Origin of the sequence: Salinivibrio sp. MA607, assembly GCF_001996245.1 — a bacterium.
GTDB lineage: Bacteria > Pseudomonadota > Gammaproteobacteria > Enterobacterales > Vibrionaceae > Salinivibrio > Salinivibrio costicola.
Genome location: NZ_MUFJ01000003.1, coordinates 123,380 through 144,619 on the forward strand (window position 1 = coordinate 123,380; position 21,240 = coordinate 144,619).

Here is a 21,240-nt window from a genome sequence, read left to right on the forward strand (position 1 = left end):
CGGTTAATTAAACTGCTTTTTACACTAAAAGTTAGACTTTTGTGCTGTGGTCTGGGGCGGCTTTGTCCACCCTGCATTATTTTAATTACGCCAATACAGCTGATCTTTAGCGGCAACGGGGCAGAGTAAATTCATTGAGATGTCCCAATAACGTCACCGACCTGTCACACCGGCTGGCTAATGTTTAATCATCAGCTCGCTGTATTGGGAGATACCATGAGACGCTTTGCTGCGATTCAACGCTTTGACCACTCGGTATCGACACTTTGCCTATCGCATCGCTTTAGCGCTGACACCGCCAAAGTGGCCCGTGCCGTTTCCCACTCGGGCGATGGGCCTCTTTATATCGTGGTGGGGTTAGCTGCTTGGTGGCTGCAAGAAGCCGTGGGGCTCTGGTTTTTACTCACGGGGCTCACTGCATTTGCCATTGAGCTGCCAATTTACTGGGTATTAAAACGCAGTTTCCGGCGCACACGTCCTTCGCAGCTACCCGCCTTTATCACGCCGTCTGACCTATACAGTATGCCATCAGGCCACACCGCAGGTGCCTTTTTAATGGCCTCTTTGCTGAGCATCTTTTTCCCATCGCTCACGCTGTTTGTATTTATTTGGGCGAGCTTGATTGGCATTTCTCGGGTGTTACTGGGTGTGCATTTTGTGACCGACATTATTGTGGGCGCAGGATTAGGGATAATGTGTGCCAACGTGGCGCACAGCATCACCGCGGATCTTTACGGAATGGCAGGTCTTTCATGAAGCTTTTATACGGTGTTCAAGGAACCGGTAACGGCCATATATCGCGAGCCCGAGCGATGGCGCGTGCTTTGGCAGAGTACGATGTCGAGGTTGATTTTATTTTTTCTGGTCGGCCGGCAGAGCACTATTTTGATATGACGCCATTCGGTGACTATCGGACCTTTACCGGGATGAGCTTTGTGAGCCGTGATGGTAAAATTGATATGTTGGCCACGGCGAGACACAATCACTTGGCGCAGCTGCGACGGGATATTCGCCAGCTTGATGTATCAGGCTACGATAAGGTCATCTCTGATTTTGAACCCATCAGTGCGTGGGCGGCGCGCCAACAAGGAATACCCTCGGTGGCCATCAGTCACCAAGCGGCGTTTTCTCACGCGGTGCCCAAACACGGGGAAACTTGGATTAATCGTCTGATTATGCGCCACTTTGCGCCAACCGACTATGCCATTGGCCTGCATTGGTATCACTTTAACCAAGCGATTTTACCTCCGATTATTGATACCAGCCTGCCGAATGCAACAACGGTGTCGCTCGTTGCAGAAAAGGCGGTACTGGTCTATTTACCCTTTGAATCTTTATCTGCGGTCAGTGAGTTGTTGTTGCGCTTTAGCCAGCCTTTTGTCTGCTTTCACCCCGAGGTAAGCGCGCTCGAGCAGCGAGAAAACCTTACGCTTATGCCGCTGGGCAAAGAAAGCTTTCACTCGGCGCTACATCAGTGCCAGGGGGTAATAGCGAATGGGGGCTTTGAACTTCCGTCTGAAGCGCTGACGTTGGGTAAAAAACTGTTATTAAAACCACTGTCTGGTCAGTTTGAGCAGTTAAGTAATGTCGCGACACTCGCCCAGCTTGGCTTGGCGCACACTATGAATAGCTTGGATGCGCGTGCTGTCCGAGAATGGCTACAGACACCTGCAGTGGGCGCGATTGCATACCCAGATGTTGCTAAAGCTCTGGCGGAATGGCTAGTCAAAGGTGAGTTGGGCCAGACGCGCAGCCTATTTCACCATTTGTGGGCTCAGGTTGATTATCCGGAAACAGTCGAAGAGTCGATCTTAGACTTCAACCGCTTATCAACACGCGTTGAGCCGAACCGATTGAGGTTACAGCGGTTGAACCGTTAATAGGATCCGTTATGCACAAGGTGACTGATTAACGCCTCAACGCCGCTGAATCACGTTTTTACATTTTCACTAGAGTATTCGCTCGATTTTGCTTGTTTTTACCCGAGCGGTCAGTAGACTCGCTTTATTATTTGAGCGTACAAGTGTTCGCCTAAAGGTGAGCCCAAGAGAAGCATAGTGAACACCCAATACCATATTGTTACCCGCCTTCGTGAGCAAATTCGCACTCAGCATCAGCGAGAAGCGATTCGCTTCCAGCAACACAACCAGTGGACAAGTATTAGCTGGCGTCAACTCGGCGAGCGTGTTGATCAACTGTCTCGCTGTTTACTCAAAGCCGGCTGTCAGGTTCAGCAAACCGTCGCTATCTTCGCGCCAAACAGTGAAAAGTGGGCAATGTTAGATTATGCCGCACTGCAAATTCGCGCTGTGCCGGTGCCGATTTACGCGACCAGCACGGCCCAGCAAGCGGCATACATTATTAACGATGCCGATGTGCAATGGATTTTCGCGGGTGACGATCAATTGGAAATGGCGGTAGCGGCGTTGGAGCAATGCCCAAACATCAAAGGTGTGGTGGCGTTAAGCCAAGAGACGCCGGTGCCAGCACACCCTAAAGTGTGGGATTGGGCGAGTTGGTTATTGCAAGACGATCGTGGCTATCAAGCCGAATTAGAGACGCGCATTGACGCACGCTGCATGGACGATCTGATCACCTTGATTTATACCTCAGGCACTACTGGGGAGCCCAAAGGGGTCATGCTCGATTATGCCAACGTCGCGGCGCAGCTTGATGTACATGATCAGGTGCTCGCCATTGAACCGCATGACGTCTCTTTGGCGTTTCTGCCCTTATCACATGTCTTTGAGCGCGCCTGGAGCTATTACGTCTTACATCGTGGGGCGGTCAATGCCTATCTCTCAGACCCGCAAAAGGTGCGATCGGCATTGGCGTCGGTTCAGCCAACAGTGATGTCGGCCGTACCGCGCTTTTACGAAAAAATCCATGGAGCTATTCACGACAAACTCAGTCGAGCCACCGGCGTTAAACCCCATTTATTCCGTTGGGCCCTGCGCCAAGGCGAGCGTCATGCCAGTCAGTTACGCGCAGGCCAATCACTGTCGCGGCGTCAGCAATGGCAATTGGTGTTGGCCGACAAGCTGGTGCTCAGTAAGTTACGTGCGTTGCTGGGTGGCAAGATGCGCTTGATGCCATGCGGTGGGGCGCGTCTTGATCCTGACATTGGCGCGTTTTTCCATGCAATCGGTATTAACGTGAAGCTCGGTTATGGCATGACCGAAACCACGGCCACCGTGTCTTGTTGGGATGATACCTGCTTTGACCCCCAGTCGATTGGTTCTCCGATGCCCGGCGCCCAATTGCGCATCGGTGAGGATAATGAAATTCAAGTGCGTGGGCCGATGGTGATGCGTGGCTACTTCAATCAGCCCGATGCGACGGCGGCCACCTTTACCGCGGATGGTTTTTTGAAAACCGGCGATGCGGGGTATCTCGATGCTCACGGCAATGTATTTATCACGGACCGAATTAAAGAGCTGATGAAAACGTCAGGCGGTAAGTATATAGCACCACAGCGGGTAGAAGGCGCTTTGGTGCGTGATCATTTTATCGATCAGATAGCGGTGGTGGCCGAGGCGCGTCATTTTGTCTCTGCCTTGATTGTGCCTTGCTTTGATGCCTTAGAAGAGTGGGCGCGAACGGCTAACATCGAATATCAAAATCGCAAAGAGCTGTTAAAACATTCTGATGTGGTGGCCTTGTTTGAAAAGCGTTTACAGAGCTTGCAACATGAATTGGCCAAATTTGAGCAAGTCAAACGCTTTACCTTGTTGCCACAGGGCTTTTGTATGCACAGTGGTGAGCTTACGCCAACCATGAAGTTGCGTCGTAAAGTGATCCTGTCGCGTTACCAGCATCATATCGACGCCATGTACCAGCGTTGACGGTTTCTAGCTAGGGGGCTCATTGGTGAGCCTCCTCATACGCTGTTTTTATCCCTTTTCTCCTCTTTATCGCCTTTTATCGGAATAGCAAATCTCGCAAGCCGATGCTTTTTTAGTGAATGTTGTCGATTTACTCCCTTCTCATCAGCGTAATCCAGCAACATACACTCAACATCTAGTGATTAAATGTAAATACTGGTTAGCCAATGGACAGTTTTGCAAATAAAACGTTACATTGGAGGTCGTTTCTGTCGAGGCGGGCCAACGAACAATCTAACGCTACCTTATCGCCAGTATTTGGTTTTGATGTCCGTGTGATCACACCACCAGTACATCCAAGTGTAAGGAGCTGGATTAGGCTAAAAGTAAGTCCTAACTATGCAAACAGGGAGGCGTAGAGTGGAAATGTTATCTGGTGCCGAGATGATCGTGCGTTCCATGATCGATCAAGGCGTAAAACATATTTTTGGCTATCCAGGCGGGTCGGTGCTGGATATTTACGACGCATTGCATGAAAAAAGTGGTATCGATCATGTGTTAGTGCGTCACGAACAAGCGGCCGTGCATATGGCGGATGGTTACGCGCGCGCAACCGGTGAAGTAGGCGTGGTGCTGGTGACTTCAGGCCCAGGCGCAACCAATGCGATTACCGGTATCGCCACCGCCTACATGGACTCAATTCCCATGGTAGTTTTTTCTGGGCAGGTGATGAGTGGTTTGATTGGCAATGATGCCTTTCAAGAGTGCGATATGGTGGGGATTTCTCGTCCTGTGGTGAAACACAGCTTTTTAGTCCAGCGCGCTGAAGATATTCCCAATATTGTTAAAAAAGCCTTTTATCTTGCCTCGACTGGACGTCCCGGCCCTGTGGTGGTGGACATCCCCAAAGACATGGTTAATCCGGCTAAAAAGCATCCGTATCAGTATCCTGATAGTGTGCGCATGCGCTCCTACAACCCGACAACAACCGGCCATAAAGGGCAGATTAAGCGCGGACTAAAAGCACTACTGGCGGCGAAAAAGCCGGTGCTGTATGTCGGCGGTGGCTCTATCATGGCCGATTGCGGCGAACAAATCCGCCAGCTATCAGAAAGCTTGAACATCCCGGTGGTCAGCACCCTGATGGGGCTGGGGGCCTTTCCCGGCACCCATGAACATTCGCTGGGTATGCTGGGCATGCATGGTACCTACGAAGCCAACATGGCGATGCACCAAGCCGATCTGATTTTTGGTATTGGTGTCCGGTTTGACGATCGCACCACCAATAACCTCGAAAAGTACTGTCCCGATGCCACCATCATGCACATTGATGTGGATCCCTCGACCATTTCCAAAACTGTCTCGGCCGATATTCCTATTGTCGGCTCTGCCGATGCTGTGCTCAGTAGCATGCTCAAATTGCTGGTGGAGCAGGGAGGCAGCAACGACAGCGATGCGATCAGTACCTGGTGGCACAATATTCAAACTTGGCGTGAGCGCCAGTGTTTGAAATATGTTGCTGATCCTGAGCGGATTAAACCGCAGCAGGTGATTGAAACCTTGTACCGCCTCACTCATGGTGATGCGTATGTGACCTCGGATGTCGGCCAGCATCAAATGTTTGCCGCACTTTATTATCCGTTTGATAAGCCACGTCGTTGGATTAACTCGGGTGGCTTAGGCACCATGGGCTTTGGGCTTCCCGCCGCCATGGGGGTCAAGTTTGCGCTACCGGACGCGCAGGTGGTGTGTGTCACCGGTGATGGCAGTATTCAGATGAACATTCAGGAGCTCTCCACCGCGTTGCAATATGACATTCCGGTGGTGATTGTGAACCTCAATAACCGCTTCCTCGGAATGGTCAAACAATGGCAGGACATGATTTATCAAGGCCGTCACTCGCACTCTTATATGGACTCGGTACCGGACTTTGCTGCGATTACTGAGGCCTATGGTCACGTGGGAATGCGTATTAGTCATCCGTCCGAGCTGGAAGCCGGCCTAGAAAAGGCGCTGGCAATGAAAGATCGTTTGGTGTTTGTCGATATCCATGTTGATGAAACCGAGCATGTATATCCAATGCAGGTACGCGGTGGGGCGATGAATGAAATGTGGTTGAGCAAAACGGAGAGAACCTAATGCGCAGTATTGTATCGGTTTTAATGGAAAACGAACCAGGTGCCTTGTCGCGGGTTGTGGGTTTATTCTCTCAGCGTGGCTACAACATTGAATCGCTCACGGTGTCACCCACCGATGATGCGACCTTATCGCGCTTGAATATCACCACCTCGGTGGTCAGCGACGCGGACCGCGAGCAAATCGAAAAGCACCTGCATAAGCTGATTGATGTGCTGAAAGTGAGCAATGTCACCGAAAGCGATCACATTGAGCGTGAACTGGCGTTGGTGAAAGTAAAAGCCAGCGGCTTTGCCCGCGCGGAGGTAAAACGCACCGCCGATATTTTCCGTGGTCAGATTGTCGATGTCACGAACTCGCTGTATACCGTGCAGCTGACCGGTGACAGTGACAAACTGGATGCCTTTATTCGCGCGGTCGGTGAGATTACCGAGATTATTGAAGTTGCACGCAGTGGCGTAGTGGGCATTGCACGTGGCGAGCGAGCGCTGCGCCAGTAAATAAAGCAACTGGTCGTTGTAAGTAAAATGGCACGCTTTGGCGTGCCATTTTTTGTCGGTCAGGCGGGATTAATCAAATACACCAAGGCTTCATAGGGTGCCAGTTGCATTTCTGGCATCAAGGGCTTGGCTTCTGGGTAATTATGGCTCACCAAGTCTGCGTTTGGGGCAGGCGCGACAGGCAAGGTCGCTGTCACCGGTTCGCCATAAAAGTTACACACCACCACCAGTTGGCTGTCGCCGTTGTCGCGGCGATACGCGAGCAATTGTGGGTGGTCAGGCAGCAAATCCTGATAATCTCCCTCACGAATGACGGGTAAGGTTTTGCGCAGGGAAATCAGCTGCTTGTAGTGATAGAACACCGAGTCTTTATCCGCCAGTGCGGTGTCGACATTGACGTCAACATAGTTAGGCGCAGGCTTCAGCCACGGCACACCTGTGGTAAAACCGGCGTTTGCTGAACTGTCCCACTGCATGGGCGTGCGTGAATTGTCGCGTGAACGTGCCGCCAGAATGGCCAACACTTCCTCTTCAGGCATGCCTTGTTCGCAAAGCAGATGGTACATGTTGCGGCTTTCGACGTCTTGATAGTCATCAATATGTTGATAGCCAGGGTTGGTCATGCCAATTTCTTCCCCTTGATACACGTAAGGCGTGCCTTGCTGCATATGAATCGCAGTGGCGAGCATTTTGGCGGATGCAACGCGATGGCGGCGGTCATCACCAAAGCGGCTGACCACACGTGGTTGGTCGTGGTTACACCAAAATAATGCGCCCCAGCCTTGATTATGCAGGCCGTGCTGCCAAGTGCGGAACAGCTGTTTTAGGGCCAAGAAATCAAATGGCGCCAGTCGCCACTTCTCACCGCCCGGATAATCGACTTTTAAGTGGTGGAAGTTAAACACCATGGAGAGCTCTTTGCCATCTGGCGCGGAATACTGCTGACAGTGCTCTAAGGTGGTCGAAGACATCTCGCCCACGGTGACGCTGCCGTAACGCTGGAAAATGTCGCGGCTGATCTCTTGCAAGTATTCGTGAACGCGGGGACCGTCGGTATAAAAACGGCGACCATCGCCTTGGTAATCGTTGGGGAACGACTGATCTTTGGAGATCAAATTGATCACATCGAGTCGAAAGCCATCCACGCCTTTTTCTGCCCAAAAGGCCATCACGTCTTTGACGGCGGTCCGCACCGCTGGGTTTTCCCAGTTAAGATCGGCTTGCTCGGTGGCAAATAAATGAAGGTAATACTGACCGGTCGGTTCATGCCATTGCCAGGCGCTGCCGCCAAATTTTGACTGCCAGTTGTTCGGAGCGCCGCCGTTAACCGGGTCTTTCCAGATATAGTAATCGCGATAGGGGCTGTCTTTGCTGGCAAGCGCTGATTGAAACCAAGGATGCTCAGTTGAAGTGTGGTTAATGACAATATCCATGATGATACGGATATCTCGTTTGTGTGCCTCGGCGAGCAGGATGTCGAAGTCGTCCATGGTGCCTAGGCTTGGGTCAATCGCGTAATAATCGGCAATGTCGTAGCCATTATCGACTTGTGGCGATACATAAATGGGGGTGAGCCACAAGGCGTCGATGCCCAAAGCCGAAAAGTAGTCCAGTTTTTCGATAATGCCCGGCAGATCACCTGTCCCTGTTTGTGTGGTGTCACGGAAGCTTTTTGGATAAATCTGATAAATGGTGGCCGTTTTCCACCAGGGATGTGCGTGCATAATGTCTCTCTCAACGCGAATAAAGCAGGGAGCGTTCCCTCCCCGCAGACTGAAGGGGAATTAGATGACGGCCAGTTTGCCTTTGCTGGCTTGGCGGCGATACATAAAGGCGGTGAGTGCAATGGGCACGATAATGGCTATCAGCATCGCGACCGCATAAACCCCCCAGAACTGTGGCTGAATGGATAAAATACCTGGCAGGCCACCCACACCAATGCCGTTGGCCATCACGCCGGAAAGACCACACACAATCGCCGCTAGGGCCGAGCCAACCATGGCGCATAGCATCGGGAATTTGTAACGTAAGTTAATCCCGTACATGGCCGGCTCCGTGACGCCAAGGTAGGCAGAAATCGCGGCAGGCACCGATATTTCGCGCTCGTTTTCTTTTTTGCTCATCCAAATGATCCCGACCACCGCCGAGGCTTGTGCAATGTTGGACAGGGCAATCAGTGGCCAAATAGGGGTACCGTTCATTTCTTGCATCAGCTGCAAGTCCACCGCGTTGGTGGTGTGGTGAACACCCGTGATCACTAAAGGTGCATAAAGGAAGCCGAACAGAGCCGCACCTATGTAAGCGTAATCGCCGGTCATCGCCGAACGGGCTAAAAAGGCGACACCATTACCGATTTCGCGGCCAAATGGGCCAATCAAGGTGTGTGCCAAGATCACGGAAGTGAGCAGGGCGATAAAAGGCACCACCACCAAATACAAATAATCCGGAATAATGCGTTTTAACTGGGTTTCAATAAACGCCAACGCCATCCCCGCAAACATCGCCGGGATCACCTGCGCTTGATAACCGACTTTTTCAATCGAGAACCAGCCAAAGTCCCACACTTCGGGGATTTCTTTACCGATAAGGTAAGCGTTCATCAACTGAGGCGACACCAGGGTAATACCGAGCACGATACCCAAGATTGGCGTACCGCCCATTTTTCTCACCGTCGCCCAACAGACACCGACAGGCAGGAAGTGGAAGATGGCTTCGCCAAGCAGCCATAAAAAGCCGTGAGCGGTAGCCCAAAACTCGCTGATCTCGGTCAGGGTTTTGCCATCGAACATGCGGATATCACCGATCACATTACGGAAGCCGAGGATCAGACCGCCGGTGATGATCGCGGGAAGAAGGGGAACAAAAATTTCCGCGAGGTGTGAAATCGCACGTTCAGTTAGGGTCATATTTTGGCGAGCCGCTTGTTTGGCTTCGTCTTTTGATTGGCCCTCGACGCCGGTGGCTTGTTGTAACAGCGCGAAAGCTTGGTCGACGCTGGTGCCGATCACCACTTGAAATTGACCGGCACTGGTAAAGCAGCCTTTCACCATGGTGATCGCTTCAATCGCTGCGACATCGGCTTTCTCCGGATCGTTTAACACGAAACGTAAACGGGTGAGGCAGTGGCTTACGGTTGCAATGTTGTCTTTGCCGCCAATATGAGTAACCAATTGGTCAACGGCTTTTTTATCTATCTGGCTCATAAGCAATCCTGTATTGCTGTAGGGTATTCATTGGTAACGTTCCCACTGATTATGGATCGTACGATCTAATTTATCAGTGGAATCGTTCCCATTATTTGAAAACCATCACACAGAATTTTTTAACTGCTTGATTCATCGTGTAGAGAAAAGGTTAGGGCACCACGAGATGACACGGTTGTGTCCAATGCGTGATCTCAGTAGGCGTTTCATCAAGCTGCTTGAGCAATAGCTCGGCTGCATGCTGACCCGCTTGATGGTAACCCAGCTCCACACTGACTGCGCGTGGGAACATAAAGCGTAGCATGTCATGATTGCCGATGCCGCCAATAGCAATGTCCTCTCGGCCAAGGGTTTGTAATCGCTTAGCGACGCCAAGCGCCAGGGTATCAGACGCACATACAACCGCCTGAGTTTGGCTATCAATCAGTGAGTCGGTTGCCTTATAGGCAGCATGTAGGCTCATTTCGCAGCGATGCAGACGGGCAGGTAGTTGGTGGCGATCACAGAAAGAATGGTAGGCATGGGTCCGAGCACGCCCCGTGGTTTCATCGTGTTCATCAATACCGAGAAAGTGAATGTGGCGCAGTCCTTGGGCATAGAAATGCGCCATGACTTGTGTGACAGCGCCTTGGTTGTCATAACTCACACTGGCATAGTCGTTACTATCGATCGCGAGTACCACACAATGGGGAGCAAAAGGCGCCAGAGCAGAGAGATCACACCCCGAAAAGCCAAAAAAGATAATACCATCCACATTACGACGTTTTAGCACGTCCAAATGGGCTTGTGCTTTTTGTTGCGAAAATTGCGTTTCCATAATCGCGGCGTCATAGCCTCTGGCATACAAGGTATTGAGCAAGCCAGTCAGCGCGGTATTTTCCGAGTTGGAGCTCAGCTTAGCTACAATCACACCCACAACACCACTGCGTTGTGCTCGCATCGCCCGCGCGGATTTAGAAGGGAGAAAGTCGTGTTGGTCGATCACCGCTTGCACTTTAGCGCGTGTGCTGTCTTTAACACGTGCGTCATTGTTTAACACACGGGATACGGTCGATTTCCCGACCCCGGCTAAGCGGGCAATATCCAAAATGGTTAATGGTTTTGTCATCTTTTTCTCTGTGATAGCGGTAAATCAGTGGCTTAGACACAGCGCCTTTACCTGTCATGATAACAGCCGTGATTGGCGCTTGCGATTTATTGATTAATTTGTAAACTACAGCCTGATTTTTGAACAACGACCTTTTTAGACTGAAATGATGATGAGCCACCCTGTCGTACAAACCATCAACAAGTGCCTAGTGCGCATGACCACCTTGACGCTCGCGGTATTGGCATTAAAGCTTAGCGCGATTTATTTGGTGCCGTTAGCGGTATTGATCAAAACGCACTTCAAAGAAATTGTCCACTGGTAAGCGCAGATAAAAAAACGCCCCGACATAGTCGAGGCGTAAATTTTGTTATCGCTTTTACTATATAAGTATGATCAATTACAGCACGTGCACTGATGTAGTATTGGTTGTGCCTGAAGGAACTAAAGCACCGGACACCATCACGACGATATCGCCTTTGTTGGCCAAGCCTGATTCGAGAGAGATGGTTTTACCGCGACGGTAGAACTCATCCGTGCTGTCGATGCTTTCGATCATCACAGGCGTCACCCCTTTAGTCAGACACAAGTGTGCGGCTGTTTTCGGATTAGTGGTTACCGCGATGATATTAGCCGTTGGGAAGTACTTACGTACTGAGCGTGCTGATTTGCCCGCTTCGGTCGCAACGACAATCAAAGGTGCGCCCAGTTTTTGAGAGGTATCGACAGCGCCTTTACAGACCGCTTCGGTGATGCGCAGACGGCTGCTATCGAGACGAGAACCCAACGCAGGTGACATTTGACGGTCTGTACGCTCACAGATTTGCGCCATGATGCTTACCGCTTCTAATGGGTACTTACCTTTTGCAGATTCCCCTGACAGCATGACGGCATCGGTACCATCCATGATAGCATTCGCCACGTCACCGGCTTCAGCACGGGTTGGACGCGGGTTTTTGATCATCGAATCCAGCATTTGTGTTGCGGTAATAACCAGCTTGCGAGCACGGTTACATTTTTCGATCATCATCTTCTGCGCGAAGATCACTTCTTCAACCGGGATCTCTACACCCAGATCACCACGAGCAACCATGATGCCGTCTGAAGCTTCTAAGATAGCGTCAAAGTTGTCGACACCTTCTTGGTTTTCGATTTTAGAGATGATTTTGATGTCGCTGCCACCGTTTTGGGCTAGTAGCTCGCGGATTTCTTCCACGTCTTCTTTTTTACGGATAAATGAGGCGGCAACAAAATCAACACCTTGCTCACAGCCGAACTTAAGATCAGACTTGTCTTTTTCTGCCAATGCCGGAAGGCTAACGGAAACGCCTGGCAGGTTAACGCCTTTGTTTTCACCTAGCTCGCCATTGTTCAGTACTTTACAAACCACTTCTTTTTCAGTCGTTTCTAGTACTTCCATCTCAAGCAGACCATCATCGACTAAGACAGTATTACCCGCTTTTAAATCCTGAGGTAAACCTTCGTAAGTGACCGCAACGCGATCTTTATTGCCCACGACAGAGGTATCTGTGGTGAAAGTGAAGGTTTGACCGGCTTCTAGCATGACATCGTCGCCATTTTCTAGTTTTACCGTACGGATCTCTGGACCTTTAGTATCCAGCAAGATAGCGGCTTGTTTACCCGTTTGCTTCATCACGTTACGTAGGTTAGCAATACGAGCACCGTGCTCTTGATAGTCACCGTGTGAGAAGTTAAGGCGCATAACGTTCATACCAGCTTCAACAAGCTGAGTCAGCATCTCTTCAGATTCGGTTTTTGGGCCAATCGTACATACGATTTTGGTCTTTTTCATCGACACATTTCTCCGGTCAAAAATTGAAACATAAGCTTGGTGCTTTCTCACAACACACTGAAAAAGTGTAATTTTACCACGCACTTTTTGTTCAAGTAGTTGTGAAAGCGAAACCTCTGCATTTTTCAATGGCGTTACCGCAACTAGGATAGCTGGGGTAACATCACTGTTTATCGCCTGTGAGTATAGATGGTCTGCGGTGTTCTATGTTGATCACGGGCAATAAAGCCGCTATCGATTAGAAGACTTAAAGCACGCGATCTGAATATCCAAGCCCCTTTCTCCATTTGGGCGCGTAAATTTACCACAACTACCGATTTAAATCATTACAACAGCATGACAGGTTAATGAGGGGGGTAAGATATTTTTGTATTGATTACGCTTTCTGTTGACGCGCGCTCCTTTACCATACGACGTATTCCTTTTTGATTAGTTTCTATACCGTTAATGTCTAACTTGACATTATATGGTGTGATCTGGCTTCCAATTTGAACTGGATCATGCTTTTTTATTAAGTCTTTTGCGTTCTGTAAGAATTTATCTACCATCAAGACTCTTTTCATGGGCTGCCTAACAATGTTTGCGCGTATTTTACGGTTTTTGACAGGGATGCTGCTTATAGCCTGCACGTATGCAAGTACGTTTGCATGGGCTGACGACGCGTATCTGTCAGAAGAAAAAGACATACTAGTCGTTGCGCATTCGTCTGAATGGAAACCCTACAGCTACATACCGGGTAATGGTCAACCCAAAGGCTTATTGATTGATTTTTGGCAGGCTTACGCTAAATACAATCACGAATCGATTCAGTTTATGCTGCTCGACTGGGCTGACTCCCTTTCGTATATGAAAGAGGGAGGCAATCGCGTTCACGCGGGATTACTCAAGTCTCCCGAACGTGAAGCCTATTTGGATTATGTGGCGCCTATCTTCAATACGAATGGGTCTTTATATGTGCAAAATCAGGCGGGACAAGTTAGTAAAGATCCGTTAGCCGCAGACAAAGTGGTTGGCGTGGTGGCTGGCAGCTACGAATCTTGGTTTTTAGCTGAACATTATCCTAATGTGAAGCAAAGACGCTTTCGGCGTAATGAAACGTTATTTAGTGCCGCGCTCGATGGCGAAATCAGTGCACTCGTTGCCGATAGCCAAACCGCAAACTTTTATTTTTTGACGCAAGGTAAGCCGCTGGCGTTTGTTGCCGATCAAGTGCTGTATACGCGTCCGATTTATGCGGCGGTACCTAAAGGTAATCAAGCACTACTGAGCGAGATACGTGCCGGCATTGATAACATCCCCGCACAAGAGCTACTGCGTATTAAACAAAAATGGATTAATACCGAACGCGTCGAAGCCTACCCCACTTGGCTTATCCCGAGTGTCGCTCTTGCGGTGTTATTAGGCGCGGTGACCTATATTTTTATTCTAAAGCGTATGGTGTATAAGCGGACTGTTGCGCTGCGCCAAGCCAATTCACGTCTGCGAGAGTTTGCTAATACGGATCCTTTAACGCAGCTGTTAAACCGTCGTGGTTTAGACGCTTACTTTTCACGTCAAAAGCCCAAACTTAGCCGTCAGCAAGAAATGGGATTGATCCTGATTGATCTTGACCATTTCAAACAAGTCAACGATACCTACGGGCATATGCAAGGCGATAAAGTGTTGGTACACCTTGCCAGCTACCTAAAGCGATTAGTCAAAAAAGGCGCTGCAGCACGTCTGGGAGGCGAAGAGTTCTGTGTACTCTGTCCAACGCCAAATTTAGATGCCTTGATTGAAATAGCGAACCATATTCGCTGCGATGTGGCGGATAGTGTATTTGAGTTTGACGGTGCTGAGATACGGGTAACGGTCAGTATCGGTGCAATCATTGCCAGTGATGTTACCGATGATATGGACGCGTTAGAGCTTGATGCTTTGATTCATGCGGCAGATGTGTTGATGTATCGCGCTAAGCACCGAGGACGTAACCAAGTAATGCTCGCCTCGTCTCAATCGGTGAAGACGCCTATTTCAGCGATGTAATCCCCTTAGCGCGTTATACCTTATCAGACACAACATCCCACCAAGAAAGTCGGCTCCTTTTTAGGGGTCGTTTTTTTATCAAGCGGTTATAGGGCGTGCACCGGTTTTTTCTTTTTCTTTCTCTTGCAGCGCGACGAAAGTTAAATATACTGTATGTATATACAGGTATTTTAATGATGAAAACGCTCGAACAATTAGCCCAACAACACGGCCTATGGCGTGCTAGTCAGCGTCCGCTAATGGCTGAGTTACCCGATAAGCAAGCGACCGGTTATGCCGCGTTTGATCAGCGTCTGGGTGGGATCCCTACGCCAGGGGTTACGGATATCATCAGTGATTTTGGCGTTGGTGAGCTGCGGTTAGTATTGCCTGCGCTGTATCGCGCCACCGGTAAAGAGATCGCCTGGATCCGTCCTCCGGTCGGTATTAATGCGGCAATGTTACATCAGCAAGGTTATCCAACAGAAAACACCTTGCTAGTATATCCCGATAGCGATCAACATGCGCTGTGGGCAGCCGAGCAAGCGGCGCGCAGTGGTGCGTGTCAGGCGGTAGTGTTATGGCCATCTTCGCTCACGATTGGGCAAGTCAAACGCTTAAAACTGGCGGCCGAACATGGTCAATGTGCGGTGGTGTTGTTGCGCCGTCAGCAATCGTATTCATTGAGCTTGCCGGTTGATTTAAGTGTGGCGCTGGCCCCTTCTGCGTGTGGCGTGACAGTCACGGTGCGCTATTGTCGCGGCCAATGGCCACCGGCCCCGTTTACCCTCGATTGGCGCGAGCAATGGTCCGCTTTGGTGACTTGGCCGAGCAGCGCAGATAATTTGCTCGCCTTTCCCTCACGGCAACAGCGGGAGCAAGCGTGATGACTCTGTGGCTGTACCTGCATTGCCCGAGCTTGTTGTTAGATAGCCTCTATGTGCCGTCACCTGAGCAGGCAGTGGGGCTGGTCAACGAGCAAGAAGGCCGTTTAGTGCAGCTCTCTGKGGCGGCTAACACACACGGTCTGAATACCGGTATGGGATTAGGGGCGGCGGCAGTTAACTGTCATCAGCTTGCGGTCTACCCTTATTGCGCGAAGAAAGAGCAGTCGGCCCTTGAGCAGATCGCCACACAGCTTTATCCGTTGGTCGCGGAAATCAGCCTTAATCCGCCTAAAGGTTTATGGCTACACGTGTCACCGATGTTAGCGCTATATCAAGGGTTTCCCCCGCTATGGCAGGCAGTGACTCAAACGTTGGTTGAAAATGGCATCCGTTATCAGGCTGGTGTGGGCCAAACGCCGCGTGCCGCCGAGCTTATGGCGTATGGCCACGCGGGCAAGATCAGTACCGACCCCGAGCATTTGCAGGCAGCGTTGCAGCAATTGCCGTTGGCCGCAGCGCCTTTACCGGAGACGGTGAAAACCCAGTTTACGCGTCTAGGCTTCTCTCAGTTAGGTGAGCTTATCGCCTTGCCTACCGCTTCGCTGATGCGACGTTTTCCCCGCACAGTGGTGGATTATCTTGCCGAAGTGAGTGGCGATAAGCCGACGCCACTGAATTATTTTCAGCCACCGCTGCAATTTTTTCAGCAACGGATTTTGTTGTTTGAGCTCAGTGAGCAAGCCCATTTATTGCCCATTATCGAGAATCTCGTCTCGGCACTGTGCCACTTTCTTGAGCAGCGTAGTGCCTGCACGCCTGCGCTGACGTTGGGGTTTAGCTTGCGTGATAATCGCGAAGAAACCCTTTCCGTGGTGGCCGCGCATGGTGAGAAAGACCCCGATCGCTGGATGGCGTTGGTGCGTTTACGCCTGGCGTCATGGCAAGTAAGCCAGCCAGTAACGGCGGTGAGTGTGGCTGCCACGCACATCGATTGCCACCAACCCGGCCAAGTGAATCTGTTTAGCCCGCAGCAAGGTGATCAAAGCCGCGATGAGTTGGTTGCGACTCTGGCGGCCCGATTAGGGGAGGAAGCGGTCATGCGGTTAGCGTATGTGGATCATCACCGTCCCGAGGCCGCGAGTCAGCACCTACCGCATCATCAACGCGTTACTCAGCCAACGTCGGTGCCGACGCGCCCGCGTCCAAGTTTATTATTGCCGCAGCCTACGCCACTGGTGGGTAAGGTCACTTTACGTGAAGGGCCGGAGCGGATTGTCACGGGCTGGTGGGAAGGTGCGCCTATCCAGCGCGATTACTTTATTGCTCAAAACGCTCAGCAACAATGGCTATGGGTATTTCGCACGCCAGAGCAAACTTGGTTTTTACACGGTTGGTTTAGTTAGACGGTGAAGCGATGAGTACGTATGCCGAGCTGGTATGTTGCAGCAATTTCTCCTTTCTTGAGGGCGCCTCACACCCGGAAGAGCTGGTGGCGCAAGCGGCGGCATTGGGCTATCAAGCGCTCGCGATCACCGATGAATGCTCGGTCGCAGGCGTGGTGCGTGCGTATCAAGCTCAGCGTGGTTATCCGCAGCTTTCGCTGATCATTGGCAGTCGCTTTCGTCTGCAGGCGTTAGATGTTGTTCTGCTGTGTCCCACCCAAGCGGCTTACCAAGAGCTGTGTCGGATTATCACCAATGCGCGGCGGCGCAGTCACAAAGGCGATTACCAGCTGAGCGAGTGGGATCTGATGTCGATACGTCATGGCTTGGTGCTATGGCTACCCAGTGGCGCGGAGAGTGATCATCACTGGGCGACGTGGCTGCTGCGTTATCATGCTGAGCGCTTGTATCTGGCTGTGCGCCGCGATTTAGCAGAACACGATCATCCGTATCTGGCGCACTGTCGCATGCTGGCAAGCCAGTATGAGCTTCGTGTGACAGCGTGTGGTGATGTGCAGATGCATCACCCTGAGCGACTAGCATTACATCATACTTTAACCGCGATTTGGCATCGTCAGCCTGTGGCTGAATTGGGGCAGACTTTATTGCCCAATGCAGAGCGGGCTTTACGCCCGCTATCTAAGTTACAGACTCTATTCCCACCCGAGTGGCTAGCGGAAAGTGCCAAGATTGCCGCTCAGTGTCAGTTCTCCTTGGCGAGCCTCAAATACAGCTACCCCAAAGAAGTGGTGCCAACCGGCGAGTCTGCGATGGCGTATCTGCGTGACGCGGTCAAGCAAGGCGCACAGCAGCGTTTCCCCAAGGGGGTACCCAGTGACGTGGGAGCCATCATTGAAAAAGAGCTCGCGCTTATCGAGGCGCTCGATTACCCGTATTACTTTTTGACCATTTACGATCTGGTGCGCTTTGCTCAATCGCGTGGGATCTTATACCAAGGGCGCGGCTCGGCGGCGAACTCGGTGGTGTGTTATTGCTTAGGGATCACCGCGGTGGATCCGTGCAAAGTCGATGTGCTGTTTGAACGTTTTATTAGCAAAGAGCGCGACGAGCCGCCGGATATTGATGTGGACTTTGAGCACCAGCGCCGTGAAGAAGTAATCCAGTATTTGTATCAAAAATATGGCCGTGAGCGGACTGCCTTAGCGGCAACCGTGATCCGTTATCGGCTTAAAAGTGCACTGCGTGATGTGGGCAAAGCGTTGGCGATCCCCGCTAGCCAGATTGATTTTTTTATTCAAAACCTCAATCGGCGCGATAAAACCCAGCCTTGGACGCAGCAACTTCAGCAGTTGGGCCTGGATCCTAAAAGCGCGAAAAGCCAACAATGGCTGTCGCTTACCCAGACATTGATCGGCTTTCCGCGCCACCTTTCTCAGCATGTCGGTGGCTTTGTGATTGCAGATGGGCCTTTGTATGAGTTGGTGCCGGTGGAAAATACGGCGATGGCAGAGCGGACGGTGATCCAGTGGGATAAAGACGATCTGGAAACACTGCATCTGATGAAAGTCGACGTACTGGCGCTGGGTATGCTCACCGCGATTCGACGTACCTTTGATTTGATTGCCCAAACCGGTGGCCCTCGCTTGAGTTTGGCGGCGATCACTCAACAAGGCGATGATCCGGCGGTGTTTGCGCGCATTCAGAACGCCGATACCGTAGGGGTATTTCAAATTGAGTCACGGGCACAAATGAGTATGCTACCGCGGCTCAAACCGGCTTGTTATTATGATTTGGTGATCCAAATTGCCATTGTCCGCCCCGGCCCGATTCAAGGTGACATGGTGCATCCGTATTTAAAGCGCCGTGATGGGGAAGAAGTGGTGAGCTACCCGTCCAAAGCGGTTGAGCAAGTGCTGGCGCGTACGCTTGGAGTGCCCATTTTTCAAGAGCAGGTGATCAAACTGGCGATGGTGGCAGCCGGTTTTTCTGGTGGCGAAGCGGATCAGCTGCGTCGTGCGATGGCCGCATGGAAGAAAAAGGGTGGACTAGCGCCGTTTCGCGACAAATTGATTACTGGGATGACCGCGCGTGGCTATCGCGTCGACTTTGCCGAGCAGCTTTACCGGCAAATCTGTGGTTTTGGTGATTATGGTTTCCCAGAAAGCCACTCGGCGTCGTTTGCGGTCTTGGCCTATGTATCGGCGTGGCTGAAGCATTATTATCCCGCCGCGTTTTATACCGCCTTGCTCAATAGCCAGCCGATGGGGTTTTACTCGCCGTCACAACTGATGCAAGATGCCACGCGCCATCAGGTACCCGTGTTGCCGGTTTGTGTGCAACACTCGGGGGCGGATCATTGCTTAGAAAAGGTCGACGATCACTGGGGCGTGCGGCTGGGATTGCGATTAGTCAAAGGGTTGAGTGCGGCGGCGATAGACCGATTGCTGGTCCATCGTCCAGAGTCGGGGTTTGCGTCTTTGTCGGCACTGCAAGAAATTAACCTTGACCGCGATGCCTATCAAGCCCTAGCCAGCAGTGGCGCATTGGCGGCGCTGGCTGGCAATCGCTATCAGGCGCGCTGGGCACTGATGGATCAGCAGCGGCAACTGCCGCTACTGGCCACCAGTGACGATGAGGTTGTCTTGCCTCATTCGCCTTCCCAATGGCAGAACGTGATTGAAGATTATGCGTCCATGGGGCTGTCGCTCACCGATCATCCTATTCGTTTGATGGCGCAAGCCGGCACGCTGGGCCGTTTTACCCGCGGCGTTGAGTTATCACGGTGTGCGCCGCAAAGCTGGGTCGCGGTGGCGGGCGTGGTGACGGGCAAGCAATCACCAGGTACCGCCAGTGGTGTAACCTTTGTCACCTTGGAAGATGATACCGGCAATATTAATGTGGTGGTCTGGGCGGGGACGGCACGGGCGCAATCCCGTGCTTTTATGCAAGCCAAGGTGTTGAAAGTGCATGGCATTGTCGAGCGTCAGGGCGAGGTGGTGCATGTAATTGCCGGTAAGTTGATTGACCTTACCCCTAAGCTCACCACCTTGTCGGTTACGTCGCGTGAGTTTCGTTAATAGGGTGTGCCCGCGATTTGCTGATCGCTTGGCGCAGCGCATGCCGCAATCGCCTGAATACGTTGGCGATGAAGCTCATCACGAATCGCTGCCCCTTTAAAGCCAGCGTCGACAATCGGCTTTACATCGACGTTCTCGGCACAGGCAAAGCGCTCACGTAAGGCATCGGCTTGCGGGTAATGATAATTTTCACGTCCCTTGCGGCCACGCACATCGGCTAAACATGCCAAGGCCAATTGCTCAACCCGTTCAGGTTTTCGCCACGCATCAATTTGATTAAATAATGCCACCCAATGCTCGGGGCTGAGTTGATCGCATTTATGGATCTTAGAGTGATGTGCACTGACTACCAAGGCTAAATCTCTGCATTGATTGGGAATTTTAAGCCGCTCGCACAGCTCTTTTATCACCGGCAGCCCGCGATCGCCATGGCCGCGATGGCCGGGCAAGATGGAGGAAGGGGTGAGAGCTTTACCGAGATCATGGACTTGTGCAGCAAAGCGAATGCATTTGTCATCGGTCAACGAGGCGGCATAACGGCTGACCATTTCAGTGTGGATGCCGGTATCGATCTCAGGGTGCCAGTTGGCAGGATTCGGCACGCCGTACAGGGCGTCGATTTCAGGAATTACTACCGCAAGTGCACCACAATCGCGCAGCACAGCAAGAAACACATCGGGACGATCACTGCCAAGCGCTTTCTCCCACTCCCGCCAAACTCGCTCTGGGGTGAGGTGGGCAAGTTCGCCGTTGGCGACCATCGTTTTCATCAGCGCCAATGTATCGTCGGCAATGGTGAAGCCGAGAGGCGCAAAGCGGGCGGCAAATCGTGCCACACGTAGCACGCGCAATGGATCTTCGCTAAAGGCGGGCGAGACATGACGTAACATCCGGTTGTGTAAATCTTGCTGACCGCCATAAGGGTCAATCAAGGTGCCATCTTCATCTTGGGCAATGGCGTTTATAGTGAGATCACGCCGCTGAAGATCGGCCTCTAACGAGATATCTGGCGAAAAGTCACACACAAAACCGGTGTAGCCTTGGCCCGATTTACGCTCTGTGCGTGCTAATGCGTACTCTTGATGCGTTTCTGGATGCAAAAAGACTGGGAAGTCTTGGCCAACTTGTTGATAGCCTGAGGCTTGCATTTGCTTCACTGTCGCGCCCACCACGACCCAATCTTTGTCCGTGACCGGTAAACTTAACAACGCATCGCGTACCGCGCCGCCGACAAGATAGTGTTTCACACAAAGCTCCTTGGTTGCAGAAAGTGAAGAAACAGCAAAGATGCTGAGTCATACCTTCA

The 21,240-nt window shown here is 51.5% G+C and carries 15 protein-coding genes; 10 read left to right on the forward strand and 5 right to left on the reverse strand.

Annotation, left to right across the window (positions count from 1 at the left end; all coding sequences use genetic code 11):
- Positions 1–216: 216 nt before the first annotated feature.
- From BZG81_RS02630 to ilvN, 5 genes are all read left to right on the forward strand, one after another.
- Positions 217–756 carry a phosphatase PAP2 family protein gene (locus tag BZG81_RS02630; protein ID WP_077676674.1) on the forward strand — a complete coding sequence of 180 codons (540 nt, stop codon included), beginning with the start codon at positions 217–219 and terminating at the stop codon, positions 754–756.
- Positions 753–1,880 carry an MJ1255/VC2487 family glycosyltransferase gene (locus tag BZG81_RS02635; RefSeq protein WP_077669230.1) on the forward strand — a complete coding sequence of 376 codons (1,128 nt, stop codon included), beginning with the start codon at positions 753–755 and terminating at the stop codon, positions 1,878–1,880. The genes BZG81_RS02630 and BZG81_RS02635 overlap by 4 nt, the downstream gene beginning before the upstream one ends.
- 177 nt (positions 1,881–2,057) lie before the next feature.
- Positions 2,058–3,845 (forward strand): AMP-dependent synthetase/ligase, encoded by a 1,788-nt coding sequence (locus tag BZG81_RS02640; protein WP_101494548.1) that lies wholly within the window; start codon positions 2,058–2,060, stop codon positions 3,843–3,845.
- A 399-nt stretch (positions 3,846–4,244) separates the two neighbouring features.
- A complete protein-coding gene (locus BZG81_RS02645; protein ID WP_077676675.1) occupies positions 4,245–5,963 on the forward strand; it encodes an acetolactate synthase 3 large subunit in 1,719 nt (572 codons plus the stop codon).
- Positions 5,963–6,460: an acetolactate synthase small subunit gene (gene ilvN / locus BZG81_RS02650; RefSeq protein WP_021023377.1), complete on the forward strand. Its 498-nt coding sequence runs from the start codon at positions 5,963–5,965 to the stop codon at positions 6,458–6,460. The genes BZG81_RS02645 and ilvN overlap by 1 nt, the downstream gene beginning before the upstream one ends.
- Positions 6,461–6,519: 59 nt before the next feature.
- Here the strand turns inward: ilvN and treC are convergent, their stop codons facing one another.
- The 3 genes from treC to treR all read right to left on the reverse strand — a co-directional run bounded on the left by treC (position 6,520) and on the right by treR (position 10,771).
- Complete coding sequence (treC, locus tag BZG81_RS02655) at positions 6,520–8,184, reverse strand: alpha,alpha-phosphotrehalase (protein WP_077676676.1); 1,665 nt, start codon at positions 8,182–8,184, stop codon at positions 6,520–6,522.
- Between the two features lie 60 nt (positions 8,185–8,244).
- Positions 8,245–9,663 (reverse strand): PTS trehalose transporter subunit IIBC, encoded by a 1,419-nt coding sequence (treB, locus tag BZG81_RS02660; RefSeq protein ID WP_077676677.1) that lies wholly within the window; start codon positions 9,661–9,663, stop codon positions 8,245–8,247.
- Positions 9,664–9,814: 151 nt separating this feature from the next.
- On the reverse strand, positions 9,815–10,771 hold the full coding sequence (gene treR, locus BZG81_RS02665) for a trehalose operon repressor TreR (RefSeq protein WP_077676678.1): 957 nt from the start codon (positions 10,769–10,771) through the stop codon (positions 9,815–9,817).
- A gap of 151 nt (positions 10,772–10,922) precedes the next feature.
- Between treR and BZG81_RS15680 the strand changes: the two genes are divergently transcribed.
- Positions 10,923–11,075, forward strand: a complete 153-nt coding sequence (locus tag BZG81_RS15680) for a hypothetical protein (protein WP_021023381.1) — start codon at positions 10,923–10,925, stop codon at positions 11,073–11,075.
- Between the two features lie 75 nt (positions 11,076–11,150).
- On the opposite strand, the gene pykF is transcribed toward BZG81_RS15680, so the two are convergent.
- Positions 11,151–12,563, reverse strand: a complete 1,413-nt coding sequence (gene pykF / locus BZG81_RS02670; RefSeq protein WP_021023382.1) for a pyruvate kinase PykF — start codon at positions 12,561–12,563, stop codon at positions 11,151–11,153.
- A gap of 561 nt (positions 12,564–13,124) precedes the next feature.
- Between pykF and BZG81_RS02680 the strand changes: the two genes are divergently transcribed.
- The 4 genes from BZG81_RS02680 (at position 13,125) to BZG81_RS02695 (ending at position 19,934) form a co-directional block, all read left to right on the forward strand.
- The gene (locus tag BZG81_RS02680) at positions 13,125–14,588 is read left to right on the forward strand and encodes a transporter substrate-binding domain-containing diguanylate cyclase (RefSeq protein WP_077676679.1); all 1,464 of its coding nucleotides are present in this window, start codon (positions 13,125–13,127) and stop codon (positions 14,586–14,588) included.
- 173 nt (positions 14,589–14,761) lie between these two features.
- Complete coding sequence (gene imuA / locus BZG81_RS02685) at positions 14,762–15,454, forward strand: translesion DNA synthesis-associated protein ImuA (RefSeq protein WP_077676680.1); 693 nt, start codon at positions 14,762–14,764, stop codon at positions 15,452–15,454.
- Positions 15,454–16,857: a Y-family DNA polymerase gene (locus BZG81_RS02690; RefSeq protein ID WP_077676681.1), complete on the forward strand. Its 1,404-nt coding sequence runs from the start codon at positions 15,454–15,456 to the stop codon at positions 16,855–16,857. Before imuA ends, BZG81_RS02690 begins: the two co-directional genes overlap by 1 nt.
- A gap of 11 nt (positions 16,858–16,868) precedes the next feature.
- Positions 16,869–19,934 (forward strand): error-prone DNA polymerase, encoded by a 3,066-nt coding sequence (locus BZG81_RS02695; protein WP_077676682.1) that lies wholly within the window; start codon positions 16,869–16,871, stop codon positions 19,932–19,934.
- Here BZG81_RS02695 and BZG81_RS02700 read toward each other — a convergent pair.
- Positions 19,931–21,181 carry a multifunctional CCA addition/repair protein gene (locus BZG81_RS02700; RefSeq protein ID WP_077676683.1) on the reverse strand — a complete coding sequence of 417 codons (1,251 nt, stop codon included), beginning with the start codon at positions 21,179–21,181 and terminating at the stop codon, positions 19,931–19,933. The two genes, BZG81_RS02695 and BZG81_RS02700, sit on opposite strands and share 4 nt — an antisense overlap.
- Positions 21,182–21,240 lie beyond the last annotated feature (59 nt).